Here is a 23055-nt window from a genome sequence, read left to right on the forward strand (position 1 = left end):
ATGTTATTAATTTACCACAAAAAAAGTACCAAATCTAAGGAAACTCAAAAAAATTATTAAACGTCGTTTGGCTAAAAAACAAAAGCCTTGAAAATTGATTTTCAAGGCCTTCGTATATACTTAGTATGTAATAATGCGTGTTTTACATCATTCCTGGCATTCCTCCGCCCATTGGTGGCATTCCACCTGCAGGCGCTTCTTCTTTGATGTCAATTAACGCACATTCTGTTGTTAAGATCATTCCTGATACAGATGCAGCATTTTCTAAAGCAATACGTGTTACTTTTTTAGGATCAATGATTCCTGCTTTTAGCATGTCTACGTATTCGTCAGTTTTTGCATTGTAACCAAAGTCTTTTTTTCCTTCCATTACTTTTGACACTACTACACTTCCTTCGCCACCAGCGTTAGAAACAATGGTACGTAATGGCTCTTCAATAGCACGTGCAATGATTTTGATACCTGTTACTTCGTCTAAGTTGTCAGTTGTAATGCTATCTAAAACTCCTTTTGCTCTTACCAATGCAACACCACCACCAGCAACAATTCCTTCTTCAACGGCTGCTCTTGTAGCGTGTAATGCGTCATCAACTCTATCTTTTTTCTCCTTCATTTCTACTTCAGAGGCAGCTCCAACATATAAAACAGCAACTCCACCAGCTAATTTAGCCAATCGTTCTTGTAGTTTTTCTTTGTCGTAATCAGAAGTTGTAGACTCTATTTGTGCTTTTATTTGTCCGACACGTGTTTTGATCATTTCTGGATCTCCAGCGCCATTTACAATAGTCGTATTGTCTTTGTCAATGGTAATTTTTTCAGCAGTTCCTAATTGATCAATTGTTGCATTTTCTAACGTGAAACCTCTTTCTTCCGAAATTACCGTTCCACCAGTTAGGATTGCAATATCTTCTAACATTGCTTTTCTACGGTCACCAAATCCTGGTGCTTTTACTGCTGCAATTTTTAACGCACCTCTTAGTTTGTTGACTACTAAAGTTGCTAATGCTTCTCCATCAACATCTTCTGCAATGATTAGTAATGGTTTTCCAGTTTGAGCAACAGGCTCTAACACTGGCATTAAGTCTTTCATTGAAGAAATTTTCTTATCAAATAATAAGATGTATGGACTTTCTAACTCTGCTTCCATCTTTTCAGAATTGGTCACAAAATATGGAGATAAATATCCTCTGTCGAACTGCATTCCTTCTACAACATCAACTGTTGTATCTGTTCCTTTTGCTTCTTCAACAGTGATCACACCTTCTTTTCCAACTTTTCCAAACGCTTTTGCGATTAAATCTCCAACGACTTCATCATTGTTTGCAGAGATAGACGCAATTTGTTTTATTTTTTCAGAAGAGTCGCCCACTTTTTTAGCTTGCTTGTTTAAGTCTTCCACAATTGCTGCGACTGCTTTGTCAATTCCTCTTTTTAAATCCATCGGATTTGCGCCAGCGGCAACATTTTTTAAACCTTCTTTTACAATTGCTTGTGCCAATACGGTTGCTGTTGTAGTTCCGTCTCCTGCTAAGTCATTTGTTCTAGAAGCTACTTCTTTTACCATTTGTGCTCCCATATTTTCTAATGGGTTTTCTAGCTCAATTTCTTTTGCTACCGAAACACCATCTTTTGTTACTGACGGCGCACCAAATGATTTGCTTATAATTACGTTTCTTCCTTTTGGTCCTAAGGTTACTTTTACTGCATTTGCTAATGCATCCACACCACGTTTTAATCCGTCGCGTGCTTCAATATCAAATTTTATATCTTTTGCCATGTTTTTTTAGTTTTGTTATTCTTTCAATTAAATAATTGCTAAAATGTCGTCTTCTCTCATAATGATGTAATCTGCTCCTTCATATTTAATTTCAGATCCAGAAAACTTTCCATAAAGAACCGTATCACCAACTTTTACCGTCATTGGTTCATCTTTTTTACCTGATCCAACTGCTACAACAGTTCCACGTTGTTGCTTTTCTTGCGCTGAGTCTGGAATGTAAAGCCCTGAAGCCGTTTTTGTCGCCGCTGGCAATGGGGCAATCAAAACTCTATCTGCTAGTGGTTTGATGTTAACTTTGCTCATTTTGTTAAATATTTTTTATTGATTAATTATGTTAATTTTTACGAGTAGCATATAGTCAGAAATTATGCCATTGTAGAAATGCTGACAAATTGAAACAAAAAATGCCAGCTTGTCATAAGCTGGCATTTTGTATCGTATACGTTCGAAAAAATTACTGTCCGTCAGTGTTAGTTTCGTCAGTTGTATTTGTGTTTGAGTCTGCTGGAGGAGTAGTTTGCTCAGTAGTAGGAACTGTGTCTCCTGCTACTTTCGATTTTCCACTCGCGCTGCTTAAGTTGGTAAAGTTTGTTACTAAAATTAAACCAATTAAGATGGTTGCTAATGCCCATGTACTTTTATCAAGGAAATCGGTTGTTTTTTGAACACCACCAATTTGCTGATTTCCGCCACCTCCGAAAGAAGAAGATAATCCTCCACCTTTTGGATTTTGTACCATTATTACTAACATTAATAAGAATGCTACAATAAGGATTAAGATTATAAAAATGTAATAAGTTGAACTCATTTTGTACTAATTATTTTGTTGTATTTTTTTTATTGCTCGAATTTGGTCTGCAAAGAAACCACTTTTTTCTGGATATTTCAAAATTAATATATTATAAGCTTTAATTGCTTTTTTATATTTCTTTTGCTCCAAATATACTTTTGCCAATGTTTCCGTCATTAAGATAGATTGGTCAACGGTTGAAACGTTTGCAAGATTGACTGTTTTTTCAAGTGTTGGCTTCGGTTTTATCTTCGGATTTTTTGCGATGAACTTGTCAATCAGATTGAATCTTTTGTCTTTTTCGTTTTCCGCTACAGTACTATCTGTGTTCGTTTCTGCTTGTTGTGACTTTTGAGTTTCTTCCGTTTCTTTTGTTTCGTCTGAACGATCAATAGGTTTTAAATTGGTTAGTTGCAACCATTCTGAGAAAGAGTGTTTTTCTTTTTTCTGAAATTGTAGCGGTTTTCCAAGTTGTAATGTTTCTTCTGGCACGACTACTTTTTCAGTTATTTCTTCAATGGTTTTTTCTTCCTGAATGCTGTCTTCTTCTACCTTTATTAAAGGAGTTTGTGGTACTTTTGGTTGAAATAAGTTTGGATCAAGAATGGCATTTGCTTCTTGTATTTTTGTTTTGATAGCATCTTCCATGCGAAGATTTTTATCTACAGTGACTTCTTCAACTTCTACAGGAATTTCATGGATATCAATAGCATCAGGATTGCGTTGTGCTTCTTTTATTGCGTTTGAAGTTTCGTGTTGCTCAAATAATTCAGATGTTATAAAATCGAATAGAATACTGCGATCTGTTGTGTGTGCAGCGGCTACTTTTAGACTTTGATTGTATTTGAAACTATCCTGATTTTTTAATCCTTTTAAGTATAAAATATGCGCCGCTTGAAAGTAAGGGAATTCTTTTGAGATATCGCCAATAGCTTCCGTTTGCGCAGCATTGATATACGCAGGATTTTTTAGAATGTATGTAAAATCAGAGATGTTCATGGTGTTACCAATTTGCTAAACTTGCATTGAAAATATCTAATGTGATACGGTCAAATATTTCTTCAAAAGCTATCGATTGTACTGATGCTAATTGTGTACTTGCAGGATAATCGTAGAAAAACGAAAAACGTTGATCAAAGTCATCTTCAGGTCTGTTATTATGTGTAAAACGAACTTGCACACCAATCGTTAAGCGGTTTTGAGCCGCAGTATTGTTTGCTGTAGCTGTCATAGGTGAAATTCGATATTCAACAATTTCACCTTCATATATTAAATCTCCATTAGATCGTACAAGCGTTAAACTTGTTTGGTTTTGGATTAAATCTTGTAAAGCGTTTGTGAAATCAATATCCAATCCTGGCTCTACTATTGGAGCACTGTTTTGGAAGAAGTTTACCTGATAGGTTTCAGCTTTTAGATCTCCTGTTCCTGTAAAGTTGTAAAATTTACAGCTTAGTAATAAGAGTGAAATGATAATTGTGGTACTATATATTTTGATGTTTTTCATCGGTATGAATTATAAATCGAATTGTTTGATTTTTCTATATAATGTGCGTTCTGAAATTCCTAATTCGCTTGCGGCAGCTTTGCGTTTTCCTTTGTTGCGTTCGAGTGCTTTTTTTATTAATTCGAGCTCTTTGTCATGAAGCGATAGTGTTTCTTCTTCTTCAATTTCTTCTGCAAAATGATATTTGTCGGTTTCAGGAACTACAGTAACTTCAGGCGAAACAGGCAATAGTTTGATGTTTTCTTCTTCTTCTTCATGGAAAACTTCATCATCATCAGAGCCGTATATTTTTTGAATTAGGCTTTCATTTTCTTCTTGTACTTTTTGAGAAACTCCATTTTGCATGAGTTCCATGGTAAGTTTTTTTAAATCATTTAAGTCACTTTTCATGTCAAAGAGTACTTTGTAAAGAATTTCGCGTTCTGAGCTAAAGTCACTTTCACTTTTGGACGTTTCTATAACTGCGGGCAAGTTTCCAGTTGCATTTGGCAAGTATTGCTGTAACGTTTCGGCTGAAATTCTTCGATCTTCTTCTAACACAGATATTTGTTCGGCTACATTTCGCAATTGACGAATGTTCCCGTTCCAACGATATTTTGTGAGTATTGCAACAGCGTTTTCGTCCAAACGAATGGAAGGCATTTTGTATTTCATAGCAAAGTCAGAAGCAAATTTCCTGAATAGCAAATGAATGTCTTCTTTTCGTGCGCGCAACGGCGGAAGTAATATTTCAACGGTGCTTAAACGATAGTATAAATCTTCCCTAAATTTTCCTTTCTTGATCGCTTCAAACATATTAACGTTGGTTGCAGCTACTATACGAACATTGGTTTTTTGTACTTTGGACGAACCTACTTTTATAAATTCTCCATTTTCCAACACACGCAATAAGCGCACTTGTGTTGTCAGTGGCAATTCGCCAACTTCATCTAAAAAAATAGTTCCGTTATCGGCAACTTCAAAGTATCCATTTCGCGTTTGTGTTGCGCCAGTAAAGGCTCCTTTTTCATGTCCAAATAGTTCACTGTCGATAGTTCCTTCTGGAATTGCTCCACAGTTTACTGCAATGTATTTCCCGTGTTTTCTGTGCGATAGTGAGTGTATAATTTTTGGAATACTTTCTTTTCCAACACCACTTTCACCAGTAACAAGTACCGAAATGTCTGTTGGAGCTACTTGAATCGATTTTTCAATAGCACGATTAAGTCCAGCATCATTTCCAATGATTCCAAAACGTTGTTTTATAGCTTGTATGGATTCCATGTTTTTGTGCGTTGTTTTTTAATTTATGTATTGAAAAGTTTCATCGATGGTAATGATAACGTCATTTGAGATATTTGGCAGCGATGAATATAATGTGCCACTTCTGCTGATGATTCTATTGCCTGCATCGTATTGTACATCTAAGTTTGATGCTCCTTGCATAGTTGTGACTCCTGTAACATTGTTATTACTGTACACCATGGCTTGCCAATGCTCATATTGATCGTCATATTCATCATAGAATATTAAAAATTTATACAAATCATTCATCGTCAGACTTAATGGATTCTGATTGGTGTCATGTGTGTATGTAAATGTATTTGGATCTTGTCCCGTAATTGCTGCGGAGACTAAGTTGCCGTTGCTGTCGTACGTAATGTTTTCTGTTTTGACAACAACACCGCTTTCCATCGTTTCTCTTTTTATAAGTCTGTTATCATCATCAAATGTAAATTTTGTGCTGTATATTGTTCCTTCTTTTACACGTGTTACTTCATTGACGAAATGTGAAAATGTAAATGTGAAATTTTCCGTAGCATCTTCTAAATCTTCATAAACAATAGTTGCAATTTTTCCAACATTGTAGGTCACTGAAGCTCTATTGGTAATTACTCCACCAATTCTTGTTATGGCTCCAATAACTCTTGTATTTTGATCTCTAATAATAGCAGCATTTGCATCTACCGTTATTCCTAAAAAGGTTAAACTTGTATTTTGTGATAGAAATTGATTTTGACTATTAATTGTAAAATCTGTCGTAAACGAAGTGTCGCTTCCATTACTCGTAAATACTTTTCCGTAGTTGTAATTACTTAATTGAATGTCGCCTCCTGGATCTGTTGGCGGATTAGGATCAGGATTCATTGGATCTACAGGATCAGGTTCTGTAGGATTTACAACTGCGGGAACTTCTTCTACAATAATTTCGAAGTCAACAGGCTCATTATCACATGAAAAACATAAAAATGCCAATACTATGGTTGTCAATACAAACGTTTTTTTCATTGGACTAATTTTTATGAGTTATACCTAATTTTAGCGTGCTTTTTTAATATTGATACGCTTCAGACTGAGCAATAGTTACGCCATCGCCTAAATCGTAATTTCCACTTTTACTGATGATATTGTTGTTGGCGTCATATTGCGGATTGAAGTTGAAATTTCCTTGTGGAGTTTCTCCAGCGATCCAATTGTTTTCACTGTGAAAATTGGCAAGTGTTCCGCCGATATCTTCCTCTTCTTCCGTATTGAATACAGAAAGTTGATATTGATCTGCAAATACCGCTTTTAATGGATTTGTAAATGTATCATACGTATAGTTATTTACTTCTGTTGTTCCGTTGGCTTCTACAGTTGATGACATGCAGTTTCCGTTACTAGCGTAGGTAAATGTTTCTACACGTGTAGATGTACCTGCATCAAACCATTCAACACGTGATACTCTACTTGTAGCAGCATCAAATGTATATGTAGTGGTTACGGTAGAACCTTCGATTGTTTTTTCAACAGTATCTCCTGTGTAGGTAAAATTGAATGTATAGTTTTCTGTAGGATCTTCTAAGAATTCATATTGTATGCGCGAAATGTTTGCGCCGTCATATGTAATTGTAGTCCTGTTTGTTGGCATTCCACCAGCATTATCTTCTATCAGTGTAAGATTTCCATTTGTTTCTCTTGTAAATGTACTGAGTGAATTTACCATAACGCCAAAGGTTGTAATTTCAATATTAGCGCTTGTTACAGCACCGTTTTGAATATTAAAATCGGTATCTGTAATGATTTCGCCAAAAATAGGCACATTCGTTGTTACATCATATGTATACACAGATAATTGACCTGTAGTCGGATTTGTTGGATCCGTAGGATTCGTTGGATCTGTTGGGTTGGTAGGATCTGTTGGATCGGTAGGAACTGTCGGATTTGTTACTTCAATATCAAAATTTATAGGTTCATCATCACATGAAAAGCATAAAAAAGCTACAAGTATTGAAGTTAATAAAAGTGTTTTTTTCATTTTGTTATTGTTAGAGTGTTGGTTTTTTGTGTTTAATTGTTTTCTGAATGTGCAATCGCTTCTCCAATAAGAGTTGCAGATGTACAATCGTTTATTTTTACATTGACAAATTCGCCAAGTTGATAGTGTTCTTTAGGAAAAACCACAACTGTATTATGAGAGGTTCTTCCTTTCCAATGCGTATCTGATTTTTTAGAAGTGCCGTCAATCAGTACTTCTTGTATTGTATTTAGATACGCTTGAGTTCTAAATGCGCTATGTTTTCGTTGCAGTTCAATAATTTCTGCAAGTCTTCGTTTTTTTGTTTCTTCAGGAATGTCGTCTTCCATTTTTCTTCCAGCCATTGTTCCAGGGCGTTCAGAATAGGTAAACATGTATCCAAAATGATATTTTACATAGTCCATTAAAGATAAAGTATCTTGATGATCTTCTTCGGTTTCGGTTGGAAAACCAGCAATTAAATCTTGTGAAACTGCACAGCCAGGTAATATTTCCTGAATTTTATCTATTAACGTAAAATATTCTTCACGCGTATGCAAACGATTCATTTCTTTTAAAATACGATTGCTTCCACTTTGCACAGGTAAATGTATGTGTTTGCAAATGTTTTTGTGTTTTTTCATCACATGAAATACATTTTCATGCATATCTTGTGGATTCGAAGTGGAGAAACGAACGCGTAGTTTTGGAAATTTTGTTGCTACCATATCTAACAACTTTGCAAAATTGACCGCCGTAGCTTTTTGCATTTCAGACGCTTTTTCAAAATCTTTCTTCAAGCCGCCGCCGTACCATAAAAAGCTATCTACATTTTGTCCTAATAAGGTTACTTCCTTAAAATTCTTATCTGAAAGTTCTTGAATTTCTTCTAAAATCGATTGCGGATCACGACTACGTTCGCGTCCACGTGTAAACGGAACTACGCAAAATGTACACATGTTATCGCAACCTCTCGTGATAGAAACTAAAGCGCTGACACCATTTGTATTTAGCCGAACTGGCGCAATATCGCCATAAGTTTCATCTTTAGAAAGGACTACATTTACAGCGTTTCTACCTTCGTCAATTTCTTCAATCAAATTTGGTAAATCTTTGTAAGCATCTGGTCCAACGACCATGTCTACTATTTTTTCTTCTTCTAAAAATTTACTCTTTAAGCGTTCTGCCATACAGCCCAACACACCTACTTTCATCTTTGGATTATGACGTTTTACGGCATTGTATTTTTCCAAACGTTTACGAACTGTTTGTTCTGCTTTGTCACGAATAGAGCAAGTATTTACCAATACTAAATCGGCTTCTTCCAATCGATCCGTGGTATTAAAACCTTCCTTAGCCAAAATAGAAGCCACTACTTCGCTATCTGCAAAATTCATCTGGCAACCATAACTTTCAATATACAATTTTCGTGTATTTTCAGGTTTTTTTGCTAAAACAATGCTTTCTCCTTGTTTGCTTTCGTCTATAATCTTCTCCATGTATGTTGTAGTCTAAACGGTAGTTTGCTATCAATTAAGATGCAAAGATAGAATTATTTCAAAACAAGTGACATAATGGCATGTTAAATAACGTCCGATCTTTTTTGCTTAAATGAAAAGGCTTTCAATAATTCTGCTATTTTTGTGACCGATTGAAATGAATAGCTATGAATAAAGAAGTATTGCAGGAAAAAATAGAAGCTGAAAAAGAGTTGTCATTTGAACATATAATGAGTGAGTCAGGAACGCTATTTACTAAAGTTTGGGGACAAGCATTGCTAAGTAGTTTGCTTATTTCAGTAGTTTCTGCTGGTATGGCAATTTTATGTTTTATACCGTACATGATTACACTTTTATCATTAGGAATTTCTTCGAAATTTATAGACTTACATAGTTCAAATGATGATCGTTTTGAAATATTTTCAATTATATTTAGTGGGATATTTTCTGTACTTGCAGCCGCTGTTTTTATAGCAATTTCCGCAGCATTTATCCGTATTTGTAAAATGAAAGATCACAACCGACAAGGTTATCATGATTTCTTTTTTTTCTTTAAAAAAACATACTATTCAAAACTTCTGCTTTTAGGAGCAATTGCCATGGCAATTAGTATTCCTTCGGCATATTACTTGTCGTACATTCCATTGGTATATTTAATTGTTCCAATTTTTTACGGCATTACTATTTTCACCTTTAATTATGAACTGAACGTAAAAGATATTATCAGTCTTGGTTTCAAGCTCGGTACAGAAAAATGGTTAATTTCCTTAGGATTTCTTTTCATTGTAAGTTTCTTTTCTGTCGTTGTTGGAATGCTTCTTTGCGGATTTGGATTCATCGCTACCATGACGTTCGTACATATACCTTTATACGTAATTTACAAAAATATTGTTGGTTTTGATGATGAAAAACCTGTAGATGCCTATCAGGAAAAAACAGATTTAATCATTCAGAAAATCAATGAATTAAACATCAACGACCAAAAAAAGTAACATTTTTTACGTTTTTGGGAACCTTTTCAAAAAATGATGCGTCTCTATATACAGAACATTAATACCAATTGTTATGAGAAGTCATTTATTAAAAGTATGTATCGTAAGTTTTTTAGTCATATGTGTGAATTCCTGTTCGGATTTAGATGATAATGAAGAAATAGGAACTGTTAATATTGAAAATCTAATTGAAAAAGAATCGGAGCTTTTCGGTTTAATAGCGCGCGTTGCCGACACAGATTCGGACGCAGAAATTACCTGTATCAAATTCATTTACTCGTTTACAATGCTAGAATTTAATAGCAATGTAGAAGTTGTAGCGCAACATGTCGTTTCCAGCGATGCACAATTTAGCACTATCTTAGAAAACATAGCCGCAGGAAACAGTATTGGAATCAATTTTCCTATTCAAAGTACACTGGAAAATGGAGACGAATTTCTAATTCAGGACAAAGATGAACTCAAACAAGCTATTGATGATTGTATCGAATTACAACAAACTACCATTGCTGGAAACTGTCGTCAACTATTGCAAGAATGTGTTTGGATTGTCAGTCATGATGATCCTACGGTAGATACCTATGAAAATGCAGTATTTGATATTGCAGAAGACGGAACATTTAACTTCTATAACAACGGCGAACTATTTGAAGGCACACGTATTGTATATTTCATTGAAGACGAATTGCACATCAACATTGCGTTTGAAGCAGCAAGTGCCACAGCAGACGACTGGAATTTTGATTGGAAAACAGAAATCTTATCAGACAACATGATGCAACTTACAAACATTGACGATGTCGTCATAACACTGACAAAAGAGTGCGAAGAGGAAAACTATTGTACGGAACTGATATTTGTAGAATGCGAAGACATTGATGGTTCTGAAACTTCCGAATTTATATTTGAAGAATACATACCTTGTATCATTGAAATAAAAGATTTGGACGAATTAACGGCAAATGATACCATTGCATTTTATGAAACAGAAATAGATGCCAACAGTCAAACAAATCCATTACCTTTAAACTCGTATCAAAATATAGCAAGCGTACAAACTATATATGTGCGGATTGATTATGATATGAGCACAGACTTTATTTTAATTCCAATTGAAATACAAGCTGTCAGTTGTTAAAAGCAATTAAAATACAAAACAATCAAATAGGTCAACCATTTTTGGGAAAAGTTAACACACAAATACATGACATTGATGGGTTGCGAGCGAATGATGAACTGGTGCAAAAAGCAGTTTATGAATCGTTAGCGCCCAAAATGTTAGGAACTTGTCTGAACTTTATTTCTGACCGATCTATGGCGGAAGAAGTCATGAATAACGGTTTTGTAAAAGTCTTTTTCAACATAAAAAAATACAAACAAGAAGGAAGCTTTGAAGGTTGGGTTCGTAAAATCATGATTCGCGAAAGCTTGTCGTTTCTACGAAAAAAGAAATTTCTTATCTCTGAACAAAGTGATACCATACTAGAACATCAAAAAACCTACCAACAACCAGTAGCTGAAGTTTCAGAAATACAACGCTTGATCCTGCAATTGCCTGTAGAATTCAAACTCGTATTCAATCTATACGCGGTAGAAGGATATTCGCATAAAGAAATTGCCGAATTGCTCAACATTCCAGAAGCTACTTCAAAAACTCGCTTATTCAGAGCGCGAAGACTATTAAAAGAACAATTAACAACAAAAAAGTCCAATGGAAGATTTTGATTACATAGACGCACTTGCCAAAAGTGAACTTTCGGGTCGTGAAGCAACGCCTTCCTCAAATGGTTGGGACATTGTTCAAGGAAAACTAGCGCAAAAAAGAAAAAAGCGAAGATTGCTATATCTCTTACTATTCTTTGTGCTTATAAGTTCGGTTGGAATTTACCAAGGAATCAATTTTAACGAAAGCAGCAATGATAATTCAATAACGAATACAAATACAGAACAGCAAAAATCTGGAAACACAGAAAACACGAATTCAACATCAACTTCAACTTCGAATTCAGATTCAGATTCGAATTCAGATTCAACTACACTCAGTCAAGCTGAAAAAAACGCAGTAAGTACACATGATACGTTGCAAACAAAAACAAAAAACCAGTCAGGAAACAAAGTTCGTGGAAGTGGAAACGGCGTGGTAGAAACGGCTTCAAAAGCACAATCTCGCGGAAGCGATACAAAAAATAATACCATATATAGTAGTCAACAAAACATACAATCAACTGCAGTTGAAAACGCTACCAAAGCTTCAAAAACAATAGGAAATGAAGAAATCATCGCAGAAGCTGAAGATTTACAGATATACAATTGGACGCTCATTTCGCCGGAAACACTAAAAAAGAAACGTAAAAAGACAAACAAGCAAACATCTAAAAAAGCGTCGCCTATATATAAAAACACAGATATTATGGTGGGTCTCAATGGTTTCTTTACACCAAACGATTATCAAATCATAACATCTTATGTTGTGGAACTGTCGTATGAATTTAAAAACGAACTCAAAAAAGACTATGCATTCAATTACGGAGTTGGTTTGCAACTTAGAAACTTACACTTCAAAAAAGATAGTATTCGGTTTAACAAAGGAGAACTGAGTTTCAACTTATTTTCCAATCTTGAAAAACGATTTGGAGACTACAGTGTGGAAGCTGGCGTATATGCAGGATATGAAATATATTCGCCAAACAATGAATTTTTTAATGACAAAGTAAAAAGTTTCTTTGATCAAAAAATAAATTATGGGCTAAGTACGGGAATCAATTATAAAAATATTGGACTTATTTTTAAATACGAACTTTCGCCGTACGTAAACTACCTTGGAGACAAGAAATACGGCGGATTCATCTTGGGTGTAAAATATGATTTTTGAGTGCTAAAAAAGCGTTTCGCTACAGGTCAAAAAAACGTATAAACGTAAAAAAATGTGCCCGTTTTTAAAAATCTACATACTTTTGTACTCTGAAAAATCAACATATGGCAAAAAATCTGGTAATTGTAGAGTCACCTGCAAAAGCGAAAACGATTGAAAAATTTCTCGGAAAAGACTTCAAAGTAGAATCGAGTTTCGGACACATTGCAGACTTACCATCCAAAGAATTAGGCGTAGATGTAGACGGCGATTTTGAGCCTAAATATATAGTCTCTGATGATAAAAAATCAGTAGTAAAAAAATTAAAAGACTTAGCGAAGAAAGCAGAAATGGTTTGGCTCGCTAGTGATGAGGATCGAGAAGGAGAAGCAATAGCATGGCATTTAGCAGAAACACTAAAGCTGACGCCAGAACGTACAAAACGTATCGTTTTTCATGAAATTACAAAAACGGCTATCCTAAAGGCAATTGAAAATCCGCGCGACATTGATTACAACTTAGTCAATGCACAACAAGCCCGAAGAATCTTAGACAGATTGGTAGGTTATGAACTGTCGCCAGTACTTTGGAGAAAAGTAAAAGGTGGTTTGTCAGCAGGACGTGTACAATCGGTTTCTGTACGTTTAATTGTAGAACGCGAACGTAGCATTCAAGATTTTAAACCGCAAGCATCATTTAAAGTTGCTGCCGAATTCCTAAACTCAAAAGGGAAAAAATTCAAAGCACGACTCAATAAAACATTTCCAACACATCAAGCAGCAAAAGAGTTCTTAGCGAAAAATGTTGGAGCCGATTTTAAAATTGCCAACTTAGAAACAAAGCCAGCAAAAAAGTCGCCAGCGGCACCATTTACCACATCAACACTGCAACAAGAAGCATCGCGAAAGCTATATTTTTCGGTAAGTAAAACGATGACATTGGCGCAACGTTTATACGAAGCAGGTTTGATAACCTACATGAGAACAGATAGTGTAAACTTATCCAACGATGCAAAAAATGCCGCTCAGGCAGAAATTATTCGTTCATACGGAGAAGAATACAGTCATCCACGAAACTATAAAAGCAAAGCAAAAGGTGCACAAGAAGCGCATGAGGCAATTCGTCCGACCAATATGGAAAACCATACGGTAAGCGCTGAATATGATCAAGTACGTTTATATGAATTGATCTGGAAACGTACCTTGGCTTCTCAAATGAGTGATGCAAAATTAGAGCGTACCAACGCAAAAATTGAAGCAAATACACACGGCGAACGTTTTACGGCAAATGGAGAAGTACTAAAATTTGAAGGTTTCCTAAAAGTATACCTTGAAGGAAAAGATGATGATGAAGAAGAACAAGAAGGAATGTTGCCAGCATTATTTGTTGGAGAAAACCTAAGCAACGAATATATCACAGCAACGCAACGATATACAAAAGCACCATACCGATTCACGGAAGCTTCATTGGTAAAACAATTAGAAGAACTCGGAATTGGACGTCCGTCAACATATGCGCCAACAATTTCTACCATTCAAAATAGAGGATACATCGAAAAAGGAACTGTTGAAGGTGTAGAACGAAACTATGAGCAATTGACCCTAAAAGGCGATAAAATCATAGAAAAAGAACTCACGGAAAAAGTAGGTTCGGACAAAGGGAAATTAGTACCGACAGATATTGGAATGATTGTAAATGATTTCTTGGTAAAAAATTTCTCGTCCATCTTAGACTATAACTTTACAGCAAAAGTTGAGCAAGACTTTGATGATATTGCGTCTGGAAACGAAAAATGGAAAGACATGATGAAGGATTTCTACAAAGACTTTCATCCAAAAGTAGAAGACGTAAAAGAAAATGCCGAGCGCGAATCGGGAGAACGTATCTTAGGAACTGATCCTGAAACGGGAAAACAAGTAAGTGTGCGTTTAGGAAAATTTGGACCAATGGTGCAAGTAGGAACGGTTGACGATGAAGAAAAGCCAAAATTTGCAAGTCTAAGTCCAGATCAGCAACTAAATACCATCACTTTTGAAGAAGCAATGGATTTATTTCAATTGCCAAAAACGTTAGGAGAGTACAAAGGCGAAACAATTGAAGTAAACAACGGTCGTTATGGTCCGTATGTGAAATTTGGCAAAAAATTCATTTCGTTAGACAAAGGCGAAGATCCGCTAAGTGTAGAAATGGACAGAGCTATGGAACTCATCGTAGCGCGTGAAAAAGCCGATGCGCCAATTGCACAATACGAAGGACATGATGTTACCAAAGGAGTTGGACGTTTTGGACCGTTCTTAAAATGGAATGGAATCTTTATCAACGTAAACAAAAAGTACGATTTCGACAATCTTTCAAAAGCTGATATCGAAGAATTAATAGAAGATAAAAAGCAAAAAGAACGCGACAAAGTCATTCATAACTGGGAAGAAGAAGGAATTCGTGTTGAAAAAGCACGTTGGGGAAGAAGTAATATTCTCAAAGGAAAAATAAAAATAGAGCTTCCCAAAACGGTCGACGCTTCAAAACTAACGTTAGAAGAAGTGCAAAAAATGATCGAGGACAAAGCGCCAAAGAAAAAAACAAAAGCAAAAGCGAAACCAAAGGCAAAAGCAAAAGCTAAAAAATAATGGAGTTCGAATTTTTATCGCCTGTCAATGATGTATTGATGGCTCATAACGAATTAGTATCGCCTCAAGCTTTAGGAAATCAAATTGAAATTCATACAGCCAGACAAGGAATTCCAGAAACAACCCATACGGCAAAATTTGCCATCATTGGTGTGCTGGAAAATCGTAGTGATGTTAATTACTTAGGAGAAAATCTCAATCTGTTAGAAATTCGGAAAGCATTATACAGTCTATTTCCCGGAAACTGGAGTAAAAAAATCGTAGATTTGGGAAATCTCCAAAAAGGAGAAACGGTTGATGATACCTATGTGGCGTTAAAAACCATCATGGAGCCATTACTAAAAAACAACACCATTCCTATCATTATTGGCGGAAGTCAGGATTTAATGTATGCCATGTATAGAGCATATGATAAATTGGAGCAAATGGTAAATGTGGTCAATGTTGATAGTAAATTTGACTTTGGAGCAATAACGCATTCGGTAAGTAATCATTCCTACATGGGAAAAATCATTATGGAAGCGCCGCATAATCTATTTAATTATAGTAATATTGGATATCAAACCTATTTCAATGCACAAGAAGAAATTGATTTAATGCAAAAACTCTTCTTTGATGCGTATCGTTTAGGACAAGTTTCAAATGATATTAGTATTGTAGAGCCAATTACGCGTGATGCAGATATTGTTGGAATTGACTTATCGGCTGTAAAAGCGTCGGAAGTCAGTGGAAATCAAAACACATCGCCAAACGGACTAGACGGAAAAGAAATCTGTGCCATAAGCCGTTATGCAGGAATAAGCGATAAAGTTTCTTCATTTGGAATCTTTGAATATAAAAACTCAAAAGACGAAGAAATTACAGCAATGTTGGTGGCACAAATGATTTGGTATTTCATTGAAGGTGTTAATTATCGTGTAAATGATTACCCTTTTGCTTCAAAAGAAGACTACTTAAAATACATAGTGCCAAATGGAAGAGAAGAATTAATCTTCTACAAAAGCAATAAAACCGAAAGATGGTGGATAGAAATACCATTTATTTCAAGTTTGAATAATAAATTAAAAAGACATACGTTATTACCTTGCACACACCAAGATTATTTGAATGCTTGCAACCAAATAATCCCAGAAAGATGGTGGATGGCGTATAAAAAAAGTATAAATTAAATAAGCGTGTTAAGAAAACCTTAAAATGATATTTTAAAAAAGCAATTCAAAACCATTAGTTTTTAGAATAAAAAATTGTTTTTTTGAAAATAAATAGATAGGTTTACGCCCTTAAAATCTATAAAAAACGTATTAACCTCAATATTTCCGTATGAAAAAGATTGTTGTATTAACAGCCGTTTTAGCATTTCTTTATAGCTGTGGTTCTAAAGATAGAGGTGAGCTAGTCGGTGTCAAAGGAAAAAAATGGCATCCAGAGAAACCCTATGGTATGTCACTAATACCTGGTGGTTCATTCATCATGGGTAAATCTGATGACGACATTGCTCAAACTAAAAATGCACCCACAAAAACAGTTACTGTTCCTTCATTTTATATGGATGAAACTGAAATCACTAATAGTGAGTACCGAGAATTCGTGTATTGGGTTAGAGATTCTATAATCCGAACTAAGTTAGCCATATTAGCTGATGAAGAAGGAAAAACAGATCCTGATGCTGATGGTATTGCAAAGTATGTCTTCAAAGATGTAGATACTACAGACCAAACTGCTTGGCAAAAATATTACAATGATAATTATGCTGGAATGGGACCTACAGGTTATGAAGGTAGACGCCTAAACCAAGATGTAGATCTTATTTGGGACTTCTCTGAAATTCCTGATGAATTCTATGCTGAGGTAATGGATTCTATATATCTTCCTGAAGCAGAATCATACAACGGACAACGTACTATAGATTGGACTAAAGTAAGATTTCAATACACTTGGATGGACATTCAAGCTGCAGCGAAAAACAAAGGGATGAAGCGTTCAGATTTCATCAAAAGAGAAAACTTAGAAATATATCCTGATACAACAGTTTGGATCAGAGACTTCGAATACTCATACAACGAGCCAATGCATAATGACTACTTTTGGCACGATGCATACAATGACTATCCTGTTGTAGGTGTTACTTGGAAACAAGCAAAAGCATTTTGTGAGTGGAGAACATTAAAAAAGAATATCTACAGAAAAGAAAGAAAACGTCACATGATCAACAAATTCAGATTGCCATCTGAAGCAGAGTGGGAATACGCTGCAAGAGGTGGTCTGGAAGGCGCAACGTATCCTTGGGGAGGACCGTACACCATGAATGATAGAGGATGTTTCTTAGCAAACTTTAAGCCATTAAGAGGTAATTACGCGGCAGATCAAGCATTATACACCGTAGAAGCTGATGCTTACGAGCCAAATGATTTCAACTTATACAACATGGCTGGAAACGTAGCAGAATGGACAGCATCATCTTACGATCCTAGTTCATACGAATACATGTCTACAATGAGTCCAAACGTTAACGATACCTTAAACAAGCGTAAAGTTATCCGTGGAGGATCATGGAAAGACGTTGAATACTTCTTACAAGTAAACACGAGAGATTTCGAATACAGAGACTCAGCAAGAAGTTATATCGGATTCAGAACTGTACAAAGCTACATGGGTACTGATGTTGTCGGTACAGGAAAAAGATAATTTGACACAAAATAATTCAACAAATAATAGGTAAACCCAACACTTAAATTTTATTAACTAAACACTAAACTAAAATTAGATTATTATGGCAAAGAATGGCAAGATCACGCTGACGAACATGGTATATGGACTTGGAGCGGCAATCGTAATTGTAGGAGCATTATTTAAAATCCAGCACTGGCCTTACGGAAGTGAGATTTTAACGCTTGGAATGATTGTAGAAGCACTCGTATTCACATATTCAGCCTTTGAAAGACAACAAGATGACTTAGATTGGTCTCTAGTATATCCAGAATTATCTGGAGGATCAGCAAAAGCGAAAGCTAAAAAAGAAGAAGCTAAAGATGCTGAAGGATTATTATCTAAAAAATTAGATAACTTATTAAAAGATGCTAAAATTGATAGCGAATTAATGTCAAGCCTTGGAACAAGTATCCGTGGTTTTGAAGGAGCTGCAAAAAGTCTTTCTCCAACAGTTGACGCAATTGCATCTACAAAAAAATACAGCGAAGAAATGTCTTTAGCTGCTGCACAAATGGAATCGCTTAACAGCCTTTACAAAGTACAAATGGAAAGCGCTAGTCGTCAAGCTTCAATCAATGAAGAAGCAGTAGAAAATGCGGCGAAGTTAAAAGAGCAAATGCAATCATTAGCATCAAACCTTTCATCATTAAATGGTGTGTACGGTGGAATGTTATCTGCAATGAATAAAAACTAATTAGTAGTATAAATTAATTCAACAAAATTTAACAAAAAAACTAATTAGACATGGCAGGAGGAAAAGCATCTGCAAGGCAGAAAATGATTAACTTGATGTATTTAGTATTCATCGCAATGATGGCAATGAATATGTCAAAAGAAGTACTTTCGGCTTTCGGATTGATGGAAGCTAAGTTTGCCGACGCAAACGTAGCAACTACCGATAGAAATGACAAATTACTAGCTGAGCTTGAAACAAAAGCATCAGAGAACCCAAAAGAATTTAAAGTTCCTGCAGCTAGAGCACAGCAAGTAAAAATTGCTTCAGATAAATTATACAAATATCTTGAGACATTAAAGAGAGACTTGTTAAAACAAGGAGGATATGAAGTTGATCCTGAAACAGGGAAACTTCCTTTCGAAGCAATGGATAAAACAGATATATTAGACGAAGCTTGGTTTACAGGTGACGGATTGACTAAAAAAGGTCAAGAAGTAATGGCTAATATTGAAGCTTACAAAACTGAAATTAAAGATATCTTAGCTACCGACGAAAGTTATAGAGGAAGAGCTGAAGCATTCGACAAAACATTCAGTACGGATAAAGTAGAAAATAACGATGGTAAAAAAATCGATTGGTTAGCATATAACTACCAAGGTTTTCCAGCAATTGCTTCCTACACGAAATTAACGGCAATGCAAAATGACATTAAAGTTAATGAAGCTAACATGTTTAGTTTATTCTTAGGAAACATTGTATCTGAAGCGACAACTTTAAATAACTACCAAGCAATTGTATTGGCTGATAAGTCTGCTTTCTTTGCAGGAGAAAAATTCCAAGGAAAAGTAGTAATTGGTAAATATGCAAACGTTCCTCCAACAAAACTTGTTGTACAAGGAAAGGAAATCAACTTAGGAGAAGCTATTGACGAAAGTGGAGCTGCTACGTTAGACTTCAACGTTGGAAATGTAGGAGAGCACGAAATTAAAGGTGAATTTACATTTATCGAAAATAGTAAAGAATTAAAAATTCCTATCACGGCAAACTACGTTGTAGTACCACGTCCAAACTCAGCTACTATATCTGCTGACAAAATGAACGTTGTATATCGTGGAGTTAATAACCCAATGACAATTTCTTTTGCAGGAGTTCCTGATAACAAGGTTACAGCGTCTGCTCCTGGATTAACAAAACAAGGAAAAGGGTATAACATGAAGCCTAAAACTGGTACAAGTGTAACGATTAATGTTACAGCTAAACTAGATGACGGATCAACTTCTAGTGATAAGAAATCATTCAGAATTAAGGAAATTCCAGCACCAACAGGATTCTTTAGAAAAGAAAAAGGAGTGCTGAAAATGAGTAAATCAGGTGTTGCTAAAGGTAGAGTAAGTGCAGATTTCGAAGACTTCGATTTCGATTTACCATTACGTGTAACGCAATTTGATTTCAAAGTACCAGGACAGCCAACAATCACGGTAAGAGGTGATAAATTAGATGGTAAAGCTCAAAGCGCTCTAAACAGAGCAAAAAGAGGGCAGTCGGTACAGATCATTAATATAAAGGCTAAAAGTAATGGCCCACTTATTAAGAAAATATCACCTGTAATTATTGAAATTACAAATTAAAAAAATAAAACATTTGTTATGAATTGGAGAGGTTTATTTACAATTGCATTTGCACTACTCATCTCAGGATCTGTCTTCGGACAAGCAAACCTATTAAATGCGAAAGATCCAGGTGAAATAGGCGTTAAAACGCAAGCGCAAAAAGATGCAGATAACGATGGTCCATTGCCATATGGATATGTTGATGACAGAGATATTCTTTGGTCAGCAACGACATGGGAAATCATTGATCTTGATGAAAGAGTAAACTTTCCATTATACTATCCTATAGATACTATCGGAATGCGTAATGACAGACGTTCTTTATATGATGTGCTTTTGAAAAATGTTAAAAATAACAACATCAAAAAAGTATATGCGGATGGAAACTTTACGGAAGTTCGTACCTATGAAGACATCAAAACAAGTTTGCGAAAAATTGACACACTTGGAGCTGGATTCGATCAATTAAACAGAGGAGAAAAACTATCTGATGAATATATTGAAGTACGAGATTTAACTTCTGCTGACATTGAAGAATACAGAGTAAAAGGTGTTTGGTATTTTGACAAGCGTCAAGGAGAATTAAAATTTAGATTGTTAGCTATTGCACCAGTTGCACCAGATGTACAATTTATAGATCAAGATGGTCAGCAAGATTTAGTTGAACTATTTTGGGTATTCTATCCAGATGTTAGAGAAATACTTCATGAAGCAAAAGCATTCAATGATCGTAATGCCGCGAAACCATTATCTTTTGATCACTTACTAAACGCACGACGTTTTAACGGATTGATCTACAAAGAAGAAAATGTTCAAGGTGATAGACGTATACGAGACTATGTTCGAGAGAATTCTATGATGCAGCTAATCGAATCTGAACGTATCAAAGATAAAATCAGAGGAAGAGAACAAGACATGTGGAATTACTAACACATTACATTCATAACATTATCATACAAACGCTCACTTTTTAGTGAGCGTTTTTTATTTTAGTGAAACTCAATGTACAGAAGCCTGCAAGGCGCACTGTACATTGTAAGTTGAACTAATCCTGCTGTATAGCAGGATCTTTTGAATTCTTTTCTATTTTGATACTGTTGTAATTATCAGGTTTATTTAATTCTGTAGAAGCCTCAAAGGTGCACTGTACATTGAGTTTCACTAATTTCACGGGAAATGAAAATAAATAATTCATATTCAATTGAAGTAAATTAATTTGACCCTGAACTTGTACTAAGGATTAATACCTTTATTTTTGCACTATGGTAGATTATATAATTGTTGGATTAGGACTAGCAGGTATTGCATTTTGTGAAGAACTAGAAACTGCCGATAAAACATTTTTAGTATTTGAAGACGAGTCGCAACATTCGTCTACAGTTGCTGGCGGATTATACAATCCTGTAATTCTAAAACGATTTACACTATCATGGAATGCAGATGAACAATTAGCTACGGCATTGCCATTTTATGAAAAATTAGAACAAAAACTAAAAACTTCATTTGATGATAAAATTGCAGTAGTACGAAGATTTGCTGCAGTAGAAGATCAAAATATGTGGTTTGAAGCTTCTGACAATCCGAAACTGGCTAGATATCTCGATACGAATCTGATTCAAAATACAAATAAAGCTGTCAATGCGCCTTTTTCATTAGGTAAAGTAAAACATACGGGACGAATACAAACTCGGAAACTCCTTCAAGCGTATCGTGAATATTTACAATCAAAAAATGCAATCAAAAAAGAGCGTTTTCAATACAGTGAAATAATTATAGAAGATGACTTCGTGCGCTATCAAAACATAAAAGCAAAACACATCCTCTTTTGTGAAGGTTTCGGACTCAAAATGAATCCATACTTTGAATATTTACCGCTCAAAGGAACCAAAGGCGAATTGCTCTTCATCAAAGCGCCAGATTTAAAAATTGACTATGTGCTAAAATCTTCCGTTTTCCTCATCCCACAAGGAAATGACATCTATACTGTAGGTGCCACTTACAACTGGAAAGACAAAACACATACAACGACTCAAGAAGCAAAGCAAGAACTGATAGAAAAGCTCTCTAAGCTCATTCATTGTGATTATGAAATCATAGATCATGTAGCAGGAATTCGTCCAACAGTTGTAGATAGAAGACCGTTAATTGGCAAACATCCAACGTATTCACGATTAGCTGTATTAAACGGTTTAGGAACGCGTGGTGTTATGATTGGACCAACAGTTGCCAAACAATTATACAATCATCTAGAACAGCAAGTAGCATTGCCAAGCGACATTGATATCAAGCGTTTTGAACATTTTCAGAATAAAAAGGTAAAGCATTAAATCGAAAGTACTATCGCGTTAAGCGTAATCTGCTAACTCACTTTCTTATCCAAACTCTTGTCGTACGACATAAAAAGATTAATCCAAATATTTCTAGACAAACGCATAATTACAGGCATAAAAGCAATCAATGTTCCCATAATGGCAAAAAATGAAGTCAGTAACTCGGTTCCAATAAAATACCTTGAAACAACAAAAGCAGCCATTGCAAATGCAATTCCGACACCATAACTTACATACATTGCGCCGTAAAAAAAAGAAGGTTCTATCTTATAGCGCGTTCCACAATGTGAACAAGTTTCATGCATTTTCAGTGTTGACGCAAGTTTATAAGGATTTTTTTCAACATACATCGGTTCATTATGGCATTTTGGACAAGTTCCTTTTAAAATACTATTTAGTTTCGATCCTTTTTTTAACATTTGTAAAAT

Annotated in this window: 21 protein-coding genes; 11 read left to right on the forward strand and 10 right to left on the reverse strand. The window is 35.3% G+C overall.

The window, feature by feature from the left end; all coding sequences use genetic code 11:
* Window positions 1–142: 142 nt before the first annotated feature.
* The 9 genes from groL to miaB form a co-directional block, all read right to left on the reverse strand.
* Entirely contained in the window at window positions 143–1777 is a 1635-nt protein-coding gene (gene groL / locus AA089_RS08730) for a chaperonin GroEL (protein ID WP_046756555.1), read from the reverse strand.
* A 27-nt stretch (window positions 1778–1804) separates the two neighbouring features.
* Window positions 1805–2083, reverse strand: a complete 279-nt coding sequence (locus tag AA089_RS08735; protein WP_046756556.1) for a co-chaperone GroES — start codon at window positions 2081–2083, stop codon at window positions 1805–1807.
* A gap of 151 nt (window positions 2084–2234) precedes the next feature.
* Window positions 2235–2588, reverse strand: a complete 354-nt coding sequence (secG, locus tag AA089_RS08740) for a preprotein translocase subunit SecG (RefSeq protein WP_046756557.1) — start codon at window positions 2586–2588, stop codon at window positions 2235–2237.
* Window positions 2589–2594: 6 nt separating this feature from the next.
* On the reverse strand, window positions 2595–3569 hold the full coding sequence (locus tag AA089_RS08745) for a hypothetical protein (RefSeq protein WP_046756558.1): 975 nt from the start codon (window positions 3567–3569) through the stop codon (window positions 2595–2597).
* 4 nt (window positions 3570–3573) lie between these two features.
* Window positions 3574–4077, reverse strand: a complete 504-nt coding sequence (locus tag AA089_RS08750; protein WP_046756559.1) for an LptE family protein — start codon at window positions 4075–4077, stop codon at window positions 3574–3576.
* Window positions 4078–4086: 9 nt separating this feature from the next.
* A complete protein-coding gene (locus AA089_RS08755; RefSeq protein ID WP_046756560.1) occupies window positions 4087–5340 on the reverse strand; it encodes a sigma 54-interacting transcriptional regulator in 1254 nt (417 codons plus the stop codon).
* Between the two features lie 18 nt (window positions 5341–5358).
* Entirely contained in the window at window positions 5359–6345 is a 987-nt protein-coding gene (locus tag AA089_RS08760; RefSeq protein WP_046756561.1) for a hypothetical protein, read from the reverse strand.
* 43 nt (window positions 6346–6388) lie between these two features.
* Window positions 6389–7354 carry a hypothetical protein gene (locus AA089_RS25445; protein WP_046756562.1) on the reverse strand — a complete coding sequence of 322 codons (966 nt, stop codon included), beginning with the start codon at window positions 7352–7354 and terminating at the stop codon, window positions 6389–6391.
* A 32-nt stretch (window positions 7355–7386) separates the two neighbouring features.
* Window positions 7387–8832: a tRNA (N6-isopentenyl adenosine(37)-C2)-methylthiotransferase MiaB gene (miaB, locus tag AA089_RS08770; RefSeq protein WP_046756563.1), complete on the reverse strand. Its 1446-nt coding sequence runs from the start codon at window positions 8830–8832 to the stop codon at window positions 7387–7389.
* Between the two features lie 167 nt (window positions 8833–8999).
* Here miaB and AA089_RS08775 point away from each other — a divergent pair, with 167 nt between their 5' ends.
* The 11 genes from AA089_RS08775 to AA089_RS08825 all read left to right on the forward strand — a co-directional run bounded on the left by AA089_RS08775 (window position 9000) and on the right by AA089_RS08825 (window position 22624).
* Window positions 9000–9824 (forward strand): hypothetical protein, encoded by an 825-nt coding sequence (locus AA089_RS08775; RefSeq protein WP_046756564.1) that lies wholly within the window; start codon window positions 9000–9002, stop codon window positions 9822–9824.
* A gap of 73 nt (window positions 9825–9897) precedes the next feature.
* Window positions 9898–10962 (forward strand): hypothetical protein, encoded by a 1065-nt coding sequence (locus AA089_RS08780; protein WP_156168955.1) that lies wholly within the window; start codon window positions 9898–9900, stop codon window positions 10960–10962.
* 41 nt (window positions 10963–11003) lie between these two features.
* Complete coding sequence (locus AA089_RS08785; RefSeq protein WP_053002286.1) at window positions 11004–11549, forward strand: RNA polymerase sigma factor; 546 nt, start codon at window positions 11004–11006, stop codon at window positions 11547–11549.
* A complete protein-coding gene (locus AA089_RS08790) occupies window positions 11536–12696 on the forward strand; it encodes a hypothetical protein (RefSeq protein WP_046756566.1) in 1161 nt (386 codons plus the stop codon). The genes AA089_RS08785 and AA089_RS08790 overlap by 14 nt, the downstream gene beginning before the upstream one ends.
* A gap of 104 nt (window positions 12697–12800) precedes the next feature.
* Window positions 12801–15302: a type I DNA topoisomerase gene (gene topA, locus AA089_RS08795; RefSeq protein ID WP_046756567.1), complete on the forward strand. Its 2502-nt coding sequence runs from the start codon at window positions 12801–12803 to the stop codon at window positions 15300–15302.
* On the forward strand, window positions 15302–16471 hold the full coding sequence (locus tag AA089_RS08800; protein ID WP_046756568.1) for a formimidoylglutamase: 1170 nt from the start codon (window positions 15302–15304) through the stop codon (window positions 16469–16471). Before topA ends, AA089_RS08800 begins: the two co-directional genes overlap by 1 nt.
* Before the next feature lie 151 nt (window positions 16472–16622).
* Window positions 16623–17987: a T9SS ring complex lipoprotein PorK/GldK gene (porK, locus tag AA089_RS08805; protein WP_046756569.1), complete on the forward strand. Its 1365-nt coding sequence runs from the start codon at window positions 16623–16625 to the stop codon at window positions 17985–17987.
* Window positions 17988–18072: 85 nt separating this feature from the next.
* Entirely contained in the window at window positions 18073–18705 is a 633-nt protein-coding gene (gene porL / locus AA089_RS08810) for a type IX secretion system motor protein PorL/GldL (protein ID WP_046756570.1), read from the forward strand.
* A 50-nt stretch (window positions 18706–18755) separates the two neighbouring features.
* Window positions 18756–20315: a type IX secretion system motor protein PorM/GldM gene (porM, locus tag AA089_RS08815; protein ID WP_046756571.1), complete on the forward strand. Its 1560-nt coding sequence runs from the start codon at window positions 18756–18758 to the stop codon at window positions 20313–20315.
* An 18-nt stretch (window positions 20316–20333) separates the two neighbouring features.
* The gene (gene porN / locus AA089_RS08820; RefSeq protein ID WP_046756572.1) at window positions 20334–21227 is read left to right on the forward strand and encodes a type IX secretion system ring subunit PorN/GldN; all 894 of its coding nucleotides are present in this window, start codon (window positions 20334–20336) and stop codon (window positions 21225–21227) included.
* 332 nt (window positions 21228–21559) lie between these two features.
* Window positions 21560–22624 carry an NAD(P)/FAD-dependent oxidoreductase gene (locus AA089_RS08825; protein WP_046756573.1) on the forward strand — a complete coding sequence of 355 codons (1065 nt, stop codon included), beginning with the start codon at window positions 21560–21562 and terminating at the stop codon, window positions 22622–22624.
* Window positions 22625–22656: 32 nt separating this feature from the next.
* Here the strand turns inward: AA089_RS08825 and AA089_RS08830 are convergent, their stop codons facing one another.
* Entirely contained in the window at window positions 22657–23046 is a 390-nt protein-coding gene (locus AA089_RS08830) for a DUF983 domain-containing protein (protein ID WP_046756574.1), read from the reverse strand.
* Between the last annotated feature and the right edge of the window lie 9 nt (window positions 23047–23055).

It is taken from the genome of Kordia jejudonensis, assembly GCF_001005315.1.
Classification (GTDB): Bacteria; Bacteroidota; Bacteroidia; order Flavobacteriales; family Flavobacteriaceae; genus Kordia; species Kordia jejudonensis.